We start from the raw sequence: 17,395 nt of genomic DNA on the forward strand, positions 1-17,395 counted from the left end.
GAGCCTACGCTAACTATAGAGCAGCTTAAAGTAAAACTATAAGTCCACACTACTAACAATCAACAATAAGCCATTAATAATTATAGTTCAGAGGCCGTTATCTGATCGTAGATTTCATCAATGCGTTGGGCCAGTTTAATGTCGCGCTTGGTTACAGTGTTGCCGGCATCGTGGGTAGTCAGCTCGATTTCGATCTTGTTATACACATTGCTCCACCACGGATGATGGTCCATTTCTTCGGCTACCTCTGCCACCTGTTGCATAAACTTCATAGCCTGTTTAAAATCCTTGAAGGTAAGGCTGCGGTGTAGTTTGTTGTCTGTCTCTTTCCACATAGTTTATCGTGTTATAGTTGCTTATACTTTATAAAGCGGATTAATGATGGGTTGGCAACGCGTTAAAAATTGCCGGCGTATAGCTTAAAACTGAATTGATTGCAGCTACAAACCTAAAGCTACCAAAACTATGGAAAACAAACCGAAGAAATTACCGGCCCAGGAGCAGAAAACCCAGCCTGGCAAAGAACATAAAATGACTCCTCAACCCGAATTTATCCGGGACAACTATAAAGGCAGCGACAAATTAAAAGACAAAGTAGCCCTGATAACCGGTGGAGACAGTGGAATAGGCAGAGCTGTGGCCGTACACTTCGCCCGCGAAGGAGCCGACGTAGCTATAGTTTACCTGAACGAAGACCAGGATGCTATTGATACCAAAGAGCTTGTTGAACAGGAAGGTAGAAAGTGCCTGTTGCTTTCCGGGGATATTGGAAATGAAAAGTTTTGCCAGAAAGCAGTGGAACAAACTATAAAAAAGCTTGGCAAACTGGACATACTGGTCAACAATGCCGCCGAGCAACACGAGCAGCAAGAGCTACAGGATATTACCAAAGCGCAGTTGGAGAAGACATTCCAGACCAATATCTTCTCCATGTTCTACATCACGAAAGCCGCCCTGGAGCATATGAAAGCAGGCAGTGCTATAGTTAATTCCACTTCGGTTACATCTTACCGGGGCAGCGATCATCTCATGGATTATGCATCGACCAAAGGGGCTATTACGGCCTTTACCAGATCGTTGTCTGCAAACTTAGCTGAGAAAAAAATACGTGTAAATGCCGTTGCTCCCGGCCCTATCTGGACACCGCTTATCCCTGCTTCATTCGACGCAAAAAAAGTGAAAGAGTTCGGACAGAATGTGCCGCTCAAGCGCCCCGGACAGCCATCTGAAGTCGCGCCGGCCTATGTTTTTTTAGCTTCAGAAGATGGCTCTTACATAACAGGCCAGGTGATACATGTTAATGGCGGCGAACAGGTAGGATCGTAGCAATTACTCAACCATAACTATAGAAATGGAGTAAAACAGGTTACACTACCCTGATTACAGACTTAATAAAACCAACAACTATGGCTGATAATAAAGAGAACAACGCCAATAAAGATCCGCATAAAGAAGATATCGGGCATAGCCGTCCGGTGCGGGTTATAGAAGATGATACAAGTGAACTGGAGATGCGCGCAGGGCATATTATACCAGGTGCAGATCCACCGAAGAACGAGCATCAGCGTGGTGGTTTCGGTAACCGCGATGGCAAGGAAGGTTTTGGCAGCGATACCGCTTCTGAAGGGCCGTCTGCCACCGGTGTAAACGATTTTGCCGACGACGGCACGCCACCACCGGATAACATGCGCACCGAAGACGAAGGAAGAGGAACCTGATCAAAGGTCAGGAGTTTTTACATTTAAGAAAAGGAGGATAAGATGCCATCATATAAGCACACACAGCCAAGCGGCGAAAACAAAGGAAATCCGACAGGCCAAGGACAGGATAAAGCCGGCGTTAAACCAACCGGCAAGAAAAATGAAGAGCTGCGGAATAAGTATACCGAAGGCGCAGATGAAAATCCGGCAAGCACCGGTAACGTGCTAAAGAACAACGATAACCGAAATACAGACAAGCCGGATCTGGACAAAGGTAAGTACAATTAATTGTAGCTGGCTCAGATAAAAATAGCACCTGCCCAAAACAGGTGCTATTTTTATTGATACATTTGCCAATCTATAGTTTACACTGATCAACAATGGCCCGTTACGCCCTTACTGATGTCCATGGCTGTGCCCAAACACTTAAAGCGCTGGTTTTAGGGCAATTAAAACTTCAGAAACAGGATGAACTATATATTCTGGGTGATCTGGTAAATAAAGGCCCGGACAGCAAAGGTGTTATAGATTTTATAATTCACCTCCAGAAGCAGCATCACAATGTAAAGTGCCTGCGCGGTAACCACGATCAGATGCTCTTAAAAGCCGCTACCAAAGGAGAGAGTGCCTTAAATCTGTCGTCTCCCGAAAAAGAGCTTGTCTTACAAAGCTTCGGCATTCATGATTTTGAGAAGTTACCTCCAAAATACCTGACCTTTCTAGATAAGCTCCCCTACTACCTGGAACTTCCCGACTACTTCTTAGTGCATGCAGGTTTCGACTTTAAGCAGGACGACATTTTTAAAGATAAAGAAGCCATGCTGAATATACGGGACTATAAAACTGTGCCCGCAAAGCTTAATAATAAAAGGCTGCTTCATGGCCATACCCCAGCAGCGCTGCATGCTATAAAAAAATCGGTAGCGCATGGCAGCTATAGTTTAAATCTGGATGCTGGTTGCGTGTACTATAAAAATGCCAGTTACGGAAACTTAATAGCGCTCGATCTGGATTCTCAGGAACTATATATCCAGCCAAATGAAGATCGTCCCTATTCTGTTCGTCGAAAAAGCTAACTTTTAGGGATGTTAAACCACACCTCCTTTATGACCCGGTTTATGGTCGCTTTCTGTGATTTTTAGATTACTATTCTAAGAATCTATACCCAGAAGTAGGTATAAATTTATCGTATTGCTGATTGCACAAACTTTTTATACTACAATTATATATTCAGGAACTCAATTAAGAATTTTTTTTGTACTTTTTATGTTTCGTTTTGTGAGATATTTTTTTCAGAAAAGATTACTGATAGTTTTTAAAGGTATCCTATTATCTTTTGATTAGGGCTTAATGGCTTGAACAATAGGTGTTTATGATTGTAATTGGCAGATCGTTAGGCAAGTCTTAAATATTGTGTATAAAGTATATATATTATTGAATTTTAGCGTTCCTAAGCTCGAGTGTATAAAAAAATAGTTATAAATAATTGTGATGGTAAGAAATAAATTATCTTATTTTGCAAGTGAATCTTATATCGCAAGAGGCTAAATTACAATAATTTAATACTGGCTACACAATTCAAAGCTATGGCACGTTTCTACGCTTACCCTTATAGCTCACCGCTGATAAGAACGCTGCTGCTAAATTTCATTTTAGTATTTTTTGTTATTGTGCAGGCACAGGCGCAATCGGCGCCTACTATTTCTGATTTCACTCCAACATCGGGCAAAGTAGGCGACGTAATTACTATAAATGGTACGGGTTTCTCTACTGCCAATATGGTTTATATAGGCAATGAGTCTACTTTAGATTTTACAATCATTAGTGATTCACAAATTAAAGTAAATATACCGGCCTCTGCCTCTACAGGTAAAATTCAGGTGCATACCGGTTATGGCTCCAGATCCAGTTCTTCTAATTTCACGCTAAATGAAGCTCCTGTTATTAGCTCGATAGATCCTGCAACTGGGTTAGTAGGCACAGAAGTGACAATATCCGGATCGAAATTTACAGGTGTTACTTCTGTAAGCATTGCAGGTGGTTCGGTTGATGATTTTGTTATTGTAAGTGATTCAGAGATACTGGCAAAAGTACCCGCTTCATCATATAGTGGCAATGTAGTAGTTTATGCAAACCACGGATCAGCTGTTGGTCAGTCTTTCTTGGTAAACGGCACCCCTACAGTTACAGAATTTACCCCCGCTTCCGGCCCGGTTGGAACTGAAGTAACCATAAAAGGAACAAAGTTCGATAATGTAACATCTTTAAATATAGCGGGAGGTACTATAACGAGCTTTACTAAAGTAAGCGATACAGAAATAAAAGCTAAAGTACCAGCAACTGCCACAGGTGGTACGGTAAGGGTATATTCCAATATTGGTACAGGAGTCAGTTCTTCAAGCTTTTCAGTAACTGGAACACCAACTATAAATTCCTTCTCGCCTGCATCTGGCCCTGTAAATAGTGAAGTAATCATTACCGGCTCAAATTTTACAAATGCTAACTCGGTGTATATTGGAAGTGGTTTGGTGACGGACTTTTCAATAATTAGTGATACACAGATTAGGGCTATTGTGCCTAATACTGCATCGACAGGTAGAATACAGGTTTATACAGCGCAAGGTCGCTCAGTAAGTTCATTTAATTTTGCAGTTGAGGGGGCACCGGTAATCAGTTCGTTTTCTCCTGCGAAGGGGGTAGTAGGAACGCTTATGACCATTAAAGGACGTAATTTTTCTGAAGCATCTATAGTATACATCGGAAGCGGATCAACTACCAACTTTACAATTATAAGTGATACCGAGATTCAGATTACAGTGCCTTCAATCTCCTCATCTGGTATCGTTAGAGTCTACTCAAATAGTGGGCGTGCATCAAGTTCAGGCCAATTTGTATTAGAGAATTCACCGGTTATCACTTCTTTTTCACCAACATCTGGCCCAGTAGGTACTGAAATTACAATCCTGGGAGAGAAATTTACAGGAACCAATATTGTTTACGTGGGTAATGGTTCTACAACAGGCTTTACAGTAGTAAGTGACACGGAACTGAAAGTTACCGTTCCAGCACTAGCCACTTCTGGAAAAATTATAGTACGTACAACTACCGGACAGGTAACTAGTAGAGATGTCTTTACACTGACGGGTGCTCCTGAAATCCATTCCTTTACTCCTTCTTTGGGGCCAGTGGGCACTGTTGTTACCATCAAAGGTTTAAACTTTACCGGAGCTACATTAGTTTATTTTGGCAGTGGTTCTACTTCCAGCTTTACCGTTGTCAGCGATACGGAGATAAAGGTTACGGTCCCAAGCCTAGCTTCAACAGGAACAGTACAGGTGCGTACGCCCAACGGACGAGCTCTTTCATCGTCTTATTTTACTGTAACTGGTGCACCTTCAATCACTTCTTTTTCACCAACATCTGGCCCAGTAGGTACTGAAATTACAATCCTGGGAGAGAAATTTACAGGAACCAATATTGTTTACGTGGGTAATGGTTCTACAACAGGCTTTACAGTAGTAAGTGACACGGAACTGAAAGTTACCGTTCCAGCACTAGCCACTTCTGGAAAAATTATAGTACGTACAACTACCGGACAGGTAACTAGTAGAGATGTCTTTACACTGACGGGTGCTCCTGAAATCCATTCCTTTACTCCTTCTTTGGGGCCAGTGGGCACTGTTGTTACTATCAAAGGTTTAAACTTTACCGGAGCTACATTAGTTTATTTTGGCAGTGGTTCTACTTCCAGCTTTACCGTTGTCAGCGATACGGAGATAAAGGTTACGGTCCCAAGCCTAGCTTCAACAGGAACAGTACAGGTGCGTACGCCCAACGGACGAGCTCTTTCATCGTCTTATTTTACTGTAACTGGTGCACCTTCAATCACTTCATTTACACCTGCCTTCGGTCCGGTAGGCACTGAAATGACCATAACAGGAGAGAATTTTACGGGCACAAACAGGATCTATATAGGCAGCGGTTCTACTACGAGTTTTACCCTAGTGAGTGATACACAATTAAAGGTAATTGTCCCTTCTACGGCTACCACAGGAACATTGATTGTACGAGCAACAACAGGACAGGTAACAAGCCGAGAAACTTATACATTATCTCCTCCCTACCTCACCACCCCACAAGAACTCACCTTCAACAGCAAGCCGATTGGTGGAAGTGAATCCAAAGAATACCAGGTGAGCGGCTTAGGATTGAAAAATGGTGAAGCGGTTACGTTAACTGTTAGTGAGTCTAGTCCATATACCATTTCGAAAACTGCTGATGCAGCTGGATTTGGTAAAACGCTTACGTTAAATGATGTTGCAAATAACAGACTGAATCCAGCTACGATCTTTGTGAAATACACAGCGGTTGAAGCTGGCGAAGGCTTTCCTGCAGTTATTACACACTCGCAAGGTTCGGTAACAAGAGCTATGGATGTAAGAGTTGTAGCTCCTTTACCAGTAGAACTCATTTCTTTCACCGCTAGTTTAAGAGGTAGTATAGTTAGCCTGGAATGGAGTACAGCTTCAGAGAAAAATAACTCTCATTTCGAGATTGAGATGTCTAGAGGCTCTTTAAGTAATTTTAGAAAGATCGATAACGTTAAGAGTAAAGTTGCCAATAGCTCTACTAAAACGCAGTACAGCTTCTCGAACAACTATAGCAGCAATGGCGAAACAGAATATTACCGCTTAAAACAGGTAGACTTCGACGGGGCATATGCTTATAGTAAGATTGTAGCAGTTAAGCCTGTGATGATTTCGAAGCCTATGGAAGTAGCGCCAAACCCTTTAGAGGCAGATTCTAAAGTTTACTTTACAGCAGAAAACGAGGGTAAGGCAACTATACGGGTTACTTCAATAACTGGAAAGCAGGTATACTTCGAGCAGGTAGATGTACATGCAGGTGAGAATGTGGTTTTGTTATCAAAGTATAACAATCTGATGGCTGGTGTTTACATAGTTACTGTTGACCATAGTGGCAAGCGGGAGTATGTAAGAATTGAAAAGAGGTAACGATAACTATAGCAGCAGAAAGGCCAGGCATTACGAAAGTGCCTGGCCTTTCTTTTTGAGAAGCAACTATAAAATAAGGCCTGATAACCCCGTGGTTTTTAAGATAGTACATATAAACTTAGTAAACATTGGTTTATTGCGGGGCATGCTTTAATTTTGAACAATAATAATTCTACTTAAAAAGATGCAGAAAGACACAGCTATATTCGACCTGATCGCTAAAGAGAAAGCTCGCCAAATGCATGGTATAGAACTTATTGCTTCTGAAAACTTTGTTTCGGAGCAGGTAATGCGTGCCATGGGTAGCGAAATGACTAACAAGTACGCTGAAGGCCTTCCGGGGAAGCGTTATTATGGCGGTTGCGAAATTGTAGACCAGTCGGAGCAGTTGGCTATAGATAGAGCGAAGGAGTTATTTGGTGCTGAATGGGTAAACGTGCAGCCACACTCAGGTGCTCAGGCTAACGCTGCTGTTATGTTGGCAGTGCTGCAGCCCGGTGATAAAATACTTGGATTTGACCTTTCACATGGTGGGCACTTGACACACGGTTCACCGGTTAACTTTTCGGGTAAACTATACCAGCCGTCTTTTTATGGTGTAGAGCAGGAAACAGGTCTTATAGACTTCGATAAAGTAGTTGAAACGGCACGTCGCGAAAAACCAAAACTTATTATTTGTGGTGCCTCCGCTTACAGCCGTGACTGGGATTATAAAAAACTGCGTGCAGCCGCTGATGAAGTAGGCGCACTCTTAATGGCTGATATCTCACACCCTTCAGGCCTTATCGCAAAAGGGTTATTGAACAACCCGTTTGAGCATTGCCATATTATTACTACAACTACCCACAAGACTTTACGCGGTCCAAGAGGCGGTATGATCATGATGGGGAAAGACTTTGAGAACCCATTTGGCTTGAAAACTCCGAAAGGCGAGACGCGCATGATGTCTTCAGTGCTGGATGGTGCAGTTTTTCCGGGAACACAGGGTGGGCCGTTAGAGCACGTAATTGCAGCTAAGGCTGTAGCGTATTTCGAAGCACTTTCAGATGATTACCTGGGCTACATAAAGCAGGTGCAGCAAAACGCACAGGCTATGGCCAGGGCGTTTGTTGATCGTGGCTACAACATCATCTCTGGGGGCACAGACAACCATATGATGCTGATCGACCTGCGTACAAAAGGGCTTACCGGTAAGCTGGCTGAAAATACATTGGTTAAAGCTGATATCACGATCAATAAGAACATGGTGCCGTTCGATGATAAATCACCGTTTGTAACATCAGGTATGCGTGTAGGCACTGCTGCCATTACAACACGTGGTCTGAAGGAGAACGATATGACGCGTATAGTTGAGCTTATTGATGATGTGCTGATGAACCACGATAATGAGTCGAAACTTACCTCTGTTCGCAACGAAGTAAATAACTGGATGCAGCAATACCCGCTGTTCGCTTACTAATTACAGGATTCTTTTAATGGATCAAAACTTTTTGGAGGAAGAACCGAAAGAGATGTCCTTTGTGGACCATCTTGAAGAGTTAAGATGGCATCTGATACGGGCTGTTGCTTCTATCCTTATATTTTCTATTATTGCTTTTCTAGCTAAAAGCTTCGTTTTTCACGATATCATACTGGCTCCTGCGCGTACAGATTTTCTGAGCTACAGGATAATGTGCGATTTGGGGAATGCCCTGGGGATGGAGGCTTTTTGTATTGATGAGCTAGGGTTTACGATACAAAGCCGGCAAATGAGTGGGCAGCTTTCTATGCACATGCTGGTGTCGGTGGTGATCGGTCTGGCCTGTGCTTTTCCGTATGCTTTCTGGGAGATCTGGCGTTTTGTAAGCCCTGGCTTATATGATCAGGAACGGAAGAGCTCGCGTGGCGCTGTGTTCTTTGTTTCCGTGCTGTTTATAATGGGCTTGCTGTTCGGGTACTATGTTGTATCTCCGATCTCCATCAACTTTCTGGCAGGTTATCAGGTCGATCCTTCTATTGTAAATGAGTTTGATCTGAACTCGTATATTTCTACGCTTACAACACTTTGCCTGTCATGTGCATTTATGTTTCAGTTGCCGGTTATAGTTTACTTCTTCACAAAAGCAGGACTGTTATCGCCGGAAATAATGAAACTATACCGCAGGCATGCTGTTATCGTAATATTAGTGGTAGGCGCCATTATAACACCACCGGATGTGATTAGCCAGTTGCTGATCTCGATTCCGCTGATGTTGCTTTACGAGGTAAGTATAATAGTTTCGCGCTCGATCCGGAATAGTGATTTAAAGAAACTGAACCAAAACAATACGATCTAATGGCTTATAAAATTGCAATTGGCGGTGACCATGCCGGTTACACCTATAAGAAGTTGCTGAAAAAGTATCTGGATGAGCTAGGGCACCAGGTGCAGGACTTCGGACCAGGTTCAGAAGAATCGGTAGACTACCCGGACCATGTGCATCCGCTGGCAAAAGCAGTTGTAAACAAGGAAGCAGACTTTGGCATTCTGATCTGCGGTAGCGGAAACGGGGTAGCCATGACAGCAAATAAGTATAAGGAGATAAGAGCTGCCCTTTGCTGGAAAACAGAGCTGGCCAAACTTGCCCGCGAACATAACGATGCCAACATACTTTGTATACCAGCCAGGTTTGTTTCTGAAGAAGAGGCAGAGGAAATGGTAAAAGTATTTTTAAGCACAGACTTTGAAGGTGGCCGCCACCAGAATAGAGTAAACAAAATTGCCGACTGCTAAGCAGCGGCAATTATTGTTTTAGCACATAGGTGTTATTCTTGCCTGTAGCACTATACTTCCCGAAAATAGCCGGAATCTTATAGGTTAACTCTTCCATCAGATTTGCTTCATCTATAATATAAGCAGGCATCTCATTTTTCAGGTTAAGATAAATGTTGTAGATGGCTTCATATTCGTCCAGGTTCCCAAAGTCGCGCTGGGCCAGTTGCCAGTTCAGGTAAGGGGTTGCCGGTTTGTTCTGAAGATAATAGCGGGTGTCGTTACCCAGTACCAGTATAGTTTCGTTTTGAGGCACATCCGGCAGATTGCCTTTAGAGATCAATTGTGGATCTGAAAGCTGCAGAACCTGACTAATTCCAAAAAGGTCGCGGTACCGGATAACGATGGTACTGGCAAGCACCAACACAAAAGCTAAATTCAGCATCCACTTCTTAATAGCTATAGTAAACAGATACTCACCAAAGTAAGCAATAGCAGGCAGCAGCAGTATAAAATTGTTGGCAGAAATCTCGTCGCGGGTTATAGTTAGGACCAGGCTAACTAATAACCAAATCCACATTACCTGCTGAAACTTTACCTGGAACACCAACCGCTGCGGTAACGAAAGGCTTGACATAACCGAGAAGAAAAGCACGATTAATGGTAAGGCAATGAGCTTAGCGAGGTCGGCAGGTGGCAGAATAAAAGCTACTTTAAACTGCCACGGGCGGAAAAGGTGCATTTCAGTAAACTCATCCAGGGTTCCGGTATAAAAGTAAAAAGTAAGCAGCATGGCATACGGAAACAAAAAGCCGCAAAGCATGAGCAATATGCTCCGGAACGTATTAGAGGCAAAAAGCAGCACGGCAAAAAAACCTATTACTAAGTATAAGCCAAGTGGCAAATAGCACAAAGCTGCTAAGCCAAGTATAAATCCGCCTACAAAAAGCCTGTTATTTTCAATTCCCTCCCGCGAGACAGTAATCAGATAAGGGAGTGACAGTATCACAAAGGTGTGCCCGATCAGTACCGGCGTCAGCATCCCAAACTCATAGGTAATACTGCCCAGTACTAAATATAAAAGTGCAGGAATGTAGGTTCTGGTTGCAAAGACCTGGTAGCGGTTCAGGATAAAGTTAAAGGTAAGCGCCTGCACTAAAAGCAGTATAAGCGCAACTATACGGTACGCCAACACAGAACGGCCGGCAATAAGATCGATAAGCCAGTAAACCAGCGCGCTTAATGGGGCAGTATTATCATAGATCTGCTGGTACATGGTATAGCCATCGGCCATGCGCTCTCCTATCAGCATGTATAAAAGCTCCTGCATAGTTACAGAAGTAAGCAACAGGTATAAAGGCAGCTGAATAGCCAGGAATAGTAATATCAGCGAAATAAGTCGGGAAAGCCGAACGCTTCTGAAGTAACTAACCAAGGAAAGAGAGAGTTAGAGAGTACTATAAACCAATGCACCTGAAATGAATAAGGCGCTTTTGGGGTAAAAATGCGAAATTAATATGATATTTGCATCTTCGTATGGAAAGTAAAAGACAACAGAAATTCTCACGCCTGATACAGAAAGAGCTGGCCGAAGTGTTTCAGAGAGAAACGACACACCTTTTTGGTGGCGCCTATATCTCTGTAAGCACGGTTCGTGTATCTCCGGACCTTGGGCTGGCACGTGTATACCTTAGCGTAATGCTGGCACCTAACAAGGAAGAGCTCCTGCAGGAACTGCGCGTGAACACCAAAACAATACGCCATCACTTGGCGCAACGTATTAAAAGCCAGGTTAGGGTGATTCCTGAATTGGTGTTTTACCTGGACGACAGCGCCGAATACGCTGCTCACATTGATAAGCTGTTCACCGGGATCGAGATTCCGCCGACTGATAAAGATTACGATACAGACGATTATATCGAAGACATCGATAACGATAAAAAATAGCCCTAGTTTCGCTTCACCCTTATGCATTACGACCCAATAAAGCGGGTGCTTGGAGATGTTTTCAACAAAACTCCGTTCCTGCGTCGTGTATTTTTTAACCTGTTAGATTTATTGCTGCTGCGGACCTGGCATGTGCACAAAGAGCTGCGCCAGTGGGCTTCTGATCGCCGAAACAAAGAGCAGAATATTCTGGATGCTGGTGCCGGCTTCGGACAGTATACCTACCATTTATCCAGCATGAGCCCAAAGTGGAACATATTGGCGGTAGATGTAAAGGAAGAGCAGGTGTCCGATAACAACAGGTTTATGCGCGAGCTTAGCCGCCACAACGTGCTGTTCAAAATAGCTGATTTAGTACACTTCCGCCAACCGGATAGCTACGACCTGATCCTTTCAGTGGATGTGATGGAGCATATCCTGGAAGATGTGGACGTGTTCAAAAACTTCTATAGTTCGCTTCGGCCGGGCGGCATGCTGGTAATCTCTACCCCTTCTGATCAGGGTGGTTCGGATGTGCACGGCGACGATGAAACTTCTTTTATAGAAGAGCACGTACGCGATGGCTACAACATCAACGAAATACAGGAAAAACTTCGCATAGCAGGTTTCAGCAAAATGGAAGCTCGTTACTCCTATGGCAAACCAGGGCAGATATCCTGGAGGTTATCAATGAAGTACCCAATGCTGATGCTGAACACGTCAAAACTATTCTTTATAGTGCTGCCGTTTTACTATCTTGTTACATTTCCGTTCAGCCTGGTACTAAACTGGCTCGATGTGAATAACAGGCATGCATCCGGTACCGGCCTGATCGTAAAAGCCTGGAAGTAGACTTAATTGTTAAATTGCTGATTTCTTAATTGTTGATCTGGAATACATGAATAACAATTAAACAGTGCAGCCATTTAACCATAATAAACTAAATGAACGTCCCTTTTCTCATAGCAAAGCGCTACTTCTTCTCTAAAAAGAAGCGGAACATCATCAGCATTATCTCGAATATTGCGATGATCGGCGTAGCTGTGGGTTCTATGGCGCTGATTATAGTGCTATCAGTTTTTAACGGGCTCGAAGACCTTATCCGGAAGATCTATTCCAGCTTTGACCCGGACCTGAAGATAACTATAGTTGAAGGCAAAGCTTTTGAAACGGATACCGAGTTTATGAACCGCATTCGCCGGATGCCGGGTGTGGCCGTAGTGTCGGAAGTGATAGAAGATAATGCCTTGCTCCGCTATAACGACCGCCAGATGGTGGTAAAAGTGAAAGGCGTAAGCGAGAATTTTTTCCAGCAGAACGAAATCGACACGTCGGTGGTGGAAGGGCATCATCACCTGATACAGGACGGTAAATATTATGCGCTGGTGGGGCGCGGCGTACAGTATCAGCTATCCATTAAGCCGGGTAACCAGTTTGTGCCCATGCAGTTTTTGTATCCCCGTAACACCAAATTCAATCCCATGAACCCCGAAGGCGCTTTTAACAGCATGCCTATATTGCCGGGCGGGGTTTTTGCCATAGAGCGCCAGTACGACGATGCTTATGTATTTGTACCACTAAACTATGCAGCCGAGTTACTGGAATATGGCCGTAAACGAACTGCCTTAGAAATTAAAGTAGAAGAAGGCTATCGCATAGAACAGGTAAAGCAATCGCTAAAAGAATTGCTTGGGGATAAGTTCAGGATACAGAACAGCGATGAACAACACACCAGTTTACTACGGGCGGTTAAGGTAGAAAAGCTTTTTGTGTTCGTCACCTTTGCGTTTATCCTTTTTATAGCGTCGCTTAATATTTTCTTCTCCCTCTCCATGCTGGTGATAGATAAGAAGAAAGACATTGCCATACTTGCCTCTATGGGCGCAACAGCTACAACTATCCGGAACATTTTCCTTTTTGAAGGTGCGCTGGTAGCCTTTATTGGGGCAGCCTATGGTCTCTCCATGGGGATGCTGATCTGTAACCTGCAGCAAACATTTGGTGTAATCTCGATGGGGATGGCTACATCCTTAGTGGAAGCGTACCCTATTAAAATGGAGATACAGGACTTTGTATTAACCGGTGCAGCTATAGTTATCATCACGCTGTTGGTTTCTATCAGGCCGGCCCGCAAAGCTGCTGCTATGTCTGTTATTGAGAATATCTAAAATTCCTTTTCCTTATTTCTTCATACGTTTTTCTATTCGTCGGGAGTTTTATAAACATTAACCTTATGCCACAGGTTATTGACTGAAAAGTTGCTTTCAGGGGCCTAATAAGTCTGATTTTGATAGGTTCTGACCTGTTAAATGGGTAAATTCGTGGTCCGAAATAGAATCTGTAATGAAAGTTTTTACCACGCAGCCTTTTCAGGTAGTTTATTCCCTCTTCGAGCATGAGTATCTCGGATACCTGTTTGAGTCTTTTGTGGTCCAGATAAATTCCCGCGGACAGCTTACCCTGCAGCACCAGAATATCTCGGCTAAAAATTCATCTGAGTTTTCCGCTGGGTTAGATGCAAATGATTTTAAGCTGGTACAGCTAATGGACCAGATACAGCAGGATGCTGTGCTTAAAAGGTTCTCGCCAAAAAAAATGTCGCCGGTTGATTTTTTCCTGAAAGTATATGACCCCGAAAAAGGTGACAAAGCGCTGCAGGAAACTATAACCCACTACATGCAAGTGCGCATGGGCAAAATAATGGAGCTGCTGCGCGGCAAGCAAACCTATATTATGGGCAAGGACGGTGAACCAACCTGGCGTAAAATATCTATCGCGCCTGAAAAAGCGTCGGTATTGTTCCATTTCCACCGCCAGGATGATGGCAGTACGCATTACTTCCCAACTATAAAATATGCCGGCCAGAAGCTGGAGTTCATGTTTAAGAACGCATCGCTGGTTTGTTATGAGCCTGCCTGGCTAATGCTGAATGGCGTGATCTATAGTTTTGAAAAGCCGATAGATGGTAAGAAACTACAGCCTTTCTTGAACAAGCGCTTTATAGCTATTCCGCAAAGTATTGAGGAGAATTACTTCAGCAAATTTGTAGCGCCGCTCCTGGAATCCTTTGATGTATATGCCTCTGCCTTCGAGATTAAAAAAGACAAGTATACACCTGAGCCGCTACTGGTATTCTCAACTATAAAAGCGGCAAATGTACCCGGCATATTTGCCAGAACACAACCCGATTCTAAAATAGACCGTGAGCCGGATAAAATCCTGTTTGAGCTGGCCTACAAATACGGCAACCAAGAAGTGCAGGCTACCGAAAACAAAAAGGTAAGCGTAAGCCTGGAAAAAACTGCTGACAACTTTATTTTCCATAGGCTGGTGCGCGATGGTGTACGTGAAAAGGAGTTTTGCAAAGAACTGAACAATCGTGGCCTTGAAATAAAGAACGGTAAAGCCGTGCTGGAAAAAGGCGCTGCTTTTGCATGGCTAGGTACGCATATTTCGGAACTGGAAGAGCAGGGCTATACTATAAAGCAGTCTGATAAAACCGGTAAGAATTACTTTATAGGCGATGTGGCTGTAGAAGTAGGCATTACCGAGAAAAATGACTGGTTCGATATTTACGGTATAGTTCGTTTCGGAGAGTTCGAGATTCCGTTTATCAAACTAAAAAGCCACATCCTTACCAAGAATAATGAGTTTGTATTACCAAACGGGCAAATAGCTATTATTCCGGATGAGTGGTTTACGCAATACATAGAGCTGTTTGCTTTCTCGGAAGGTGACGAGCAGTTGACGCTTCGCAAGCACCACATGGCTCTTGTAAACGACCTGTATAATGGTAACCTGGCTACGGTAACAATGAGCCGCAAACTGGAAAAGCTTCGCGAGTTTGAAACGATAGAAGATCATCCGATGCCGGTTGGGTTTAGAGGTGAGCTGAGACCGTATCAGAAAGCTGGTTATAACTGGCTGCAGTTTGTACAGAACTATAAGTTTGGCGGTTGCCTTGCCGATGACATGGGCCTTGGTAAAACCGTGCAAACGCTGGCGATGCTGCAGCACCGCAAAGAACAGGGAGCAGAGTCAGCTACGTTGCTGGTAATGCCGACTTCGCTTATCTATAACTGGCTGCACGAAGCTCAGAAATTTACACCTGAACTACGCATACTGAGCTATACCGGCACGTATCGTAACAAAGATGTGGCGCATTTCCAGGACTATGATGTGGTACTGACATCGTATGGTATAGTTCGCCTTGATGCTGCGCTGCTGAAACAATATTATTTCGATTACATTATCCTGGATGAGTCGCAGGCCATAAAAAACCCGGATTCGACTACGTCTAAAGCTGTAAGATCGCTTAAATCGAAGCACAGGCTTATACTTACCGGTACGCCTGTCGAGAACAGCACCATGGACTTATGGTCGCAGATGTCGTTTATTAACCCGGGTCTGTTAGGTAACCAGCATTTCTTCCGGAACGAGTTTTTAAAGCCGATCGAGAAAGAGAAAGACGAGCAGAAGACACGCAAACTGCACGCACTTATAAAGCCTTTCATCCTTCGCAGGCACAAATCGCAGGTGGCCAAAGAGCTTCCCGAAAAGATAGAGCACACCACTTACTGTAAAATGACAGAAGAGCAGGGGCACGCCTACGAAGAGACCAAATCGTTTTACCGCAACAAGATACTAACCAACCTGGAAGAGAACGGTCCGGGCAATACCCAGTTCATGCTGTTGCAGGGCCTGATGAAGCTGCGGCAGATTGCCAACCACCCCTTAATGGCCGACCCGAACTACGAAGGGGAATCCGGGAAGATAAAGGAAGTGCTGCGTATGACACGTAACGTGGTTGGCAAAGGGCATAAAGTTTTGATCTTTAGTCAGTTTGTGAAGCACCTCGAGATTGTGCGGACTGCGCTGGATGAACGCGGGATAACATATGCTTACCTGGATGGGAATACCAAAAACAGGCACCAGCAGGTAGAGCTTTTCCAGACCGATGAAACGATACAGGTATTTCTTATCTCGCTGAAGGCTGGTGGTGTGGGCCTTAACCTGACTGCCGCCGATTATGTGTTTATACTTGACCCGTGGTGGAATCCGGCCGTGGAAGCGCAGGCCGTAGACAGAGCGCATCGCATCGGGCAGCAGAACACAGTGTTTACCTACAAATTCATCACAAAAGATTCGGTAGAAGAAAAGATACTGGCCCTGCAAAACCGAAAGCTGCAACTGGTAAACGAACTTATCAGCATCGATGAGAATGTGATTAAAAACCTGACAAAAGAGGATATAGCTAGTCTGTTAAGTTAATTTTTGAATGGCTTAATGGTTAAATCGTTGATTTGTTAATCAATTAAATGCCGTTGCAACTATAAAGCAGCGGCATTTTTGTTTTCGTGAACTATAACTTTTGTAGTTGCAGGTAGTTAATCATCAAATACCATCCCTTGTCATCCCGAAGAAAGGGGAGATCTGTTTAGAATTCCGGATAGATTTCTTGCTGCACTCGGAATGACAACTCATGGATTTCTTACAACCATCAGCAATTAACAACTAACCATCAAACCGTGCAGCTACATCTCAGAACCAATGTCAGGCAGAACTATAGGCAGGTGTTTGAGGCATTTGATGAGCAGCTGTTCCGGAAACTCGCCCCGCCCTACCCTACATTAAAGCTGTTGCGGTTTGATGGATCTGAGCCCGGCGATGTGGTGGAAGTTGAACTGCAGACAGGTGTAAAGTCTTTCCGGTGGACGAGCCTGATAACCGAACGAACTATAACTGATAGCGAAGCTTACTTTGTAGACGAAGGCCAGGTGCTTCCTCCCCCACTTAAACTATGGCACCACAAGCACCTGGTAACAGCACTTGGCGCTGGCGCAACTATACACGACATTATAAACTATAGTACCGGCAACAAACTGCTCGACCTGCTGCTTTATCCGCTTATGGTAGCCCAGTTCAGTATGCGGAAGCCTGTTTACAGGAAAATATTTGGTAGACTATAGGTTCTCAAAACCTTTCAGGTATGCTACCAGTTAGTGCACAGAAACTCAGAATTC

At 43.9% G+C, this 17,395-nt stretch carries 15 protein-coding genes; 13 read left to right on the plus strand and 2 right to left on the minus strand.

Going from position 1 to position 17,395, the window contains the following annotated elements; genetic code table 11:
* Positions 1–80: 80 nt before the first annotated feature.
* Positions 81–335, minus strand: coding sequence for a 4a-hydroxytetrahydrobiopterin dehydratase (locus tag GSQ66_RS14530; RefSeq protein ID WP_162428129.1), 255 nt, complete (start codon positions 333–335; stop codon positions 81–83).
* Between the two features lie 130 nt (positions 336–465).
* Here GSQ66_RS14530 and GSQ66_RS14535 point away from each other — a divergent pair, with 130 nt between their 5' ends.
* The 8 genes from GSQ66_RS14535 (at position 466) to rpiB (ending at position 9,467) form a co-directional block, all read left to right on the plus strand.
* Entirely contained in the window at positions 466–1,326 is an 861-nt protein-coding gene (locus GSQ66_RS14535) for an SDR family oxidoreductase (protein WP_162428130.1), read from the plus strand.
* An 80-nt stretch (positions 1,327–1,406) separates the two neighbouring features.
* A complete protein-coding gene (locus tag GSQ66_RS14540; RefSeq protein WP_162428131.1) occupies positions 1,407–1,718 on the plus strand; it encodes a hypothetical protein in 312 nt (103 codons plus the stop codon).
* Between the two features lie 42 nt (positions 1,719–1,760).
* On the plus strand, positions 1,761–1,988 hold the full coding sequence (locus tag GSQ66_RS14545; RefSeq protein WP_162428132.1) for a hypothetical protein: 228 nt from the start codon (positions 1,761–1,763) through the stop codon (positions 1,986–1,988).
* Between the two features lie 92 nt (positions 1,989–2,080).
* Entirely contained in the window at positions 2,081–2,776 is a 696-nt protein-coding gene (locus tag GSQ66_RS14550; protein ID WP_162428133.1) for a metallophosphoesterase family protein, read from the plus strand.
* Between the two features lie 510 nt (positions 2,777–3,286).
* A complete protein-coding gene (locus GSQ66_RS14555; RefSeq protein WP_162428134.1) occupies positions 3,287–6,715 on the plus strand; it encodes an IPT/TIG domain-containing protein in 3,429 nt (1,142 codons plus the stop codon).
* Positions 6,716–6,899: 184 nt separating this feature from the next.
* Positions 6,900–8,174, plus strand: a complete 1,275-nt coding sequence (glyA, locus tag GSQ66_RS14560; protein WP_162428135.1) for a serine hydroxymethyltransferase — start codon at positions 6,900–6,902, stop codon at positions 8,172–8,174.
* Positions 8,175–8,190: 16 nt separating this feature from the next.
* Complete coding sequence (tatC, locus tag GSQ66_RS14565; RefSeq protein WP_162428136.1) at positions 8,191–9,030, plus strand: twin-arginine translocase subunit TatC; 840 nt, start codon at positions 8,191–8,193, stop codon at positions 9,028–9,030.
* On the plus strand, positions 9,030–9,467 hold the full coding sequence (gene rpiB, locus GSQ66_RS14570) for a ribose 5-phosphate isomerase B (RefSeq protein WP_162428137.1): 438 nt from the start codon (positions 9,030–9,032) through the stop codon (positions 9,465–9,467). The genes tatC and rpiB overlap by 1 nt, the downstream gene beginning before the upstream one ends.
* A 10-nt stretch (positions 9,468–9,477) precedes the next feature.
* Here the strand turns inward: rpiB and GSQ66_RS14575 are convergent, their stop codons facing one another.
* Complete coding sequence (locus GSQ66_RS14575; protein WP_162428138.1) at positions 9,478–10,776, minus strand: hypothetical protein; 1,299 nt, start codon at positions 10,774–10,776, stop codon at positions 9,478–9,480.
* A 206-nt stretch (positions 10,777–10,982) separates the two neighbouring features.
* Here GSQ66_RS14575 and rbfA point away from each other — a divergent pair, with 206 nt between their 5' ends.
* The 5 genes from rbfA to GSQ66_RS14600 all read left to right on the plus strand — a co-directional run bounded on the left by rbfA (position 10,983) and on the right by GSQ66_RS14600 (position 17,341).
* Positions 10,983–11,393, plus strand: a complete 411-nt coding sequence (rbfA, locus tag GSQ66_RS14580; protein ID WP_162428139.1) for a 30S ribosome-binding factor RbfA — start codon at positions 10,983–10,985, stop codon at positions 11,391–11,393.
* Positions 11,394–11,414: 21 nt separating this feature from the next.
* Complete coding sequence (locus GSQ66_RS14585) at positions 11,415–12,224, plus strand: class I SAM-dependent methyltransferase (RefSeq protein WP_162428140.1); 810 nt, start codon at positions 11,415–11,417, stop codon at positions 12,222–12,224.
* A 92-nt stretch (positions 12,225–12,316) separates the two neighbouring features.
* Entirely contained in the window at positions 12,317–13,540 is a 1,224-nt protein-coding gene (locus GSQ66_RS14590) for an ABC transporter permease (protein ID WP_162428141.1), read from the plus strand.
* Positions 13,541–13,715: 175 nt separating this feature from the next.
* The gene (locus GSQ66_RS14595; protein WP_162428142.1) at positions 13,716–16,643 is read left to right on the plus strand and encodes a DEAD/DEAH box helicase; all 2,928 of its coding nucleotides are present in this window, start codon (positions 13,716–13,718) and stop codon (positions 16,641–16,643) included.
* 257 nt (positions 16,644–16,900) lie between these two features.
* Positions 16,901–17,341: an SRPBCC family protein gene (locus GSQ66_RS14600; RefSeq protein ID WP_162428143.1), complete on the plus strand. Its 441-nt coding sequence runs from the start codon at positions 16,901–16,903 to the stop codon at positions 17,339–17,341.
* The last annotated feature ends 54 nt before the right edge of the window (positions 17,342–17,395 follow it).

The organism is Pontibacter pudoricolor, from assembly GCF_010092985.1.
Taxonomy (GTDB): Bacteria; Bacteroidota; Bacteroidia; order Cytophagales; family Hymenobacteraceae; genus Pontibacter; species Pontibacter pudoricolor.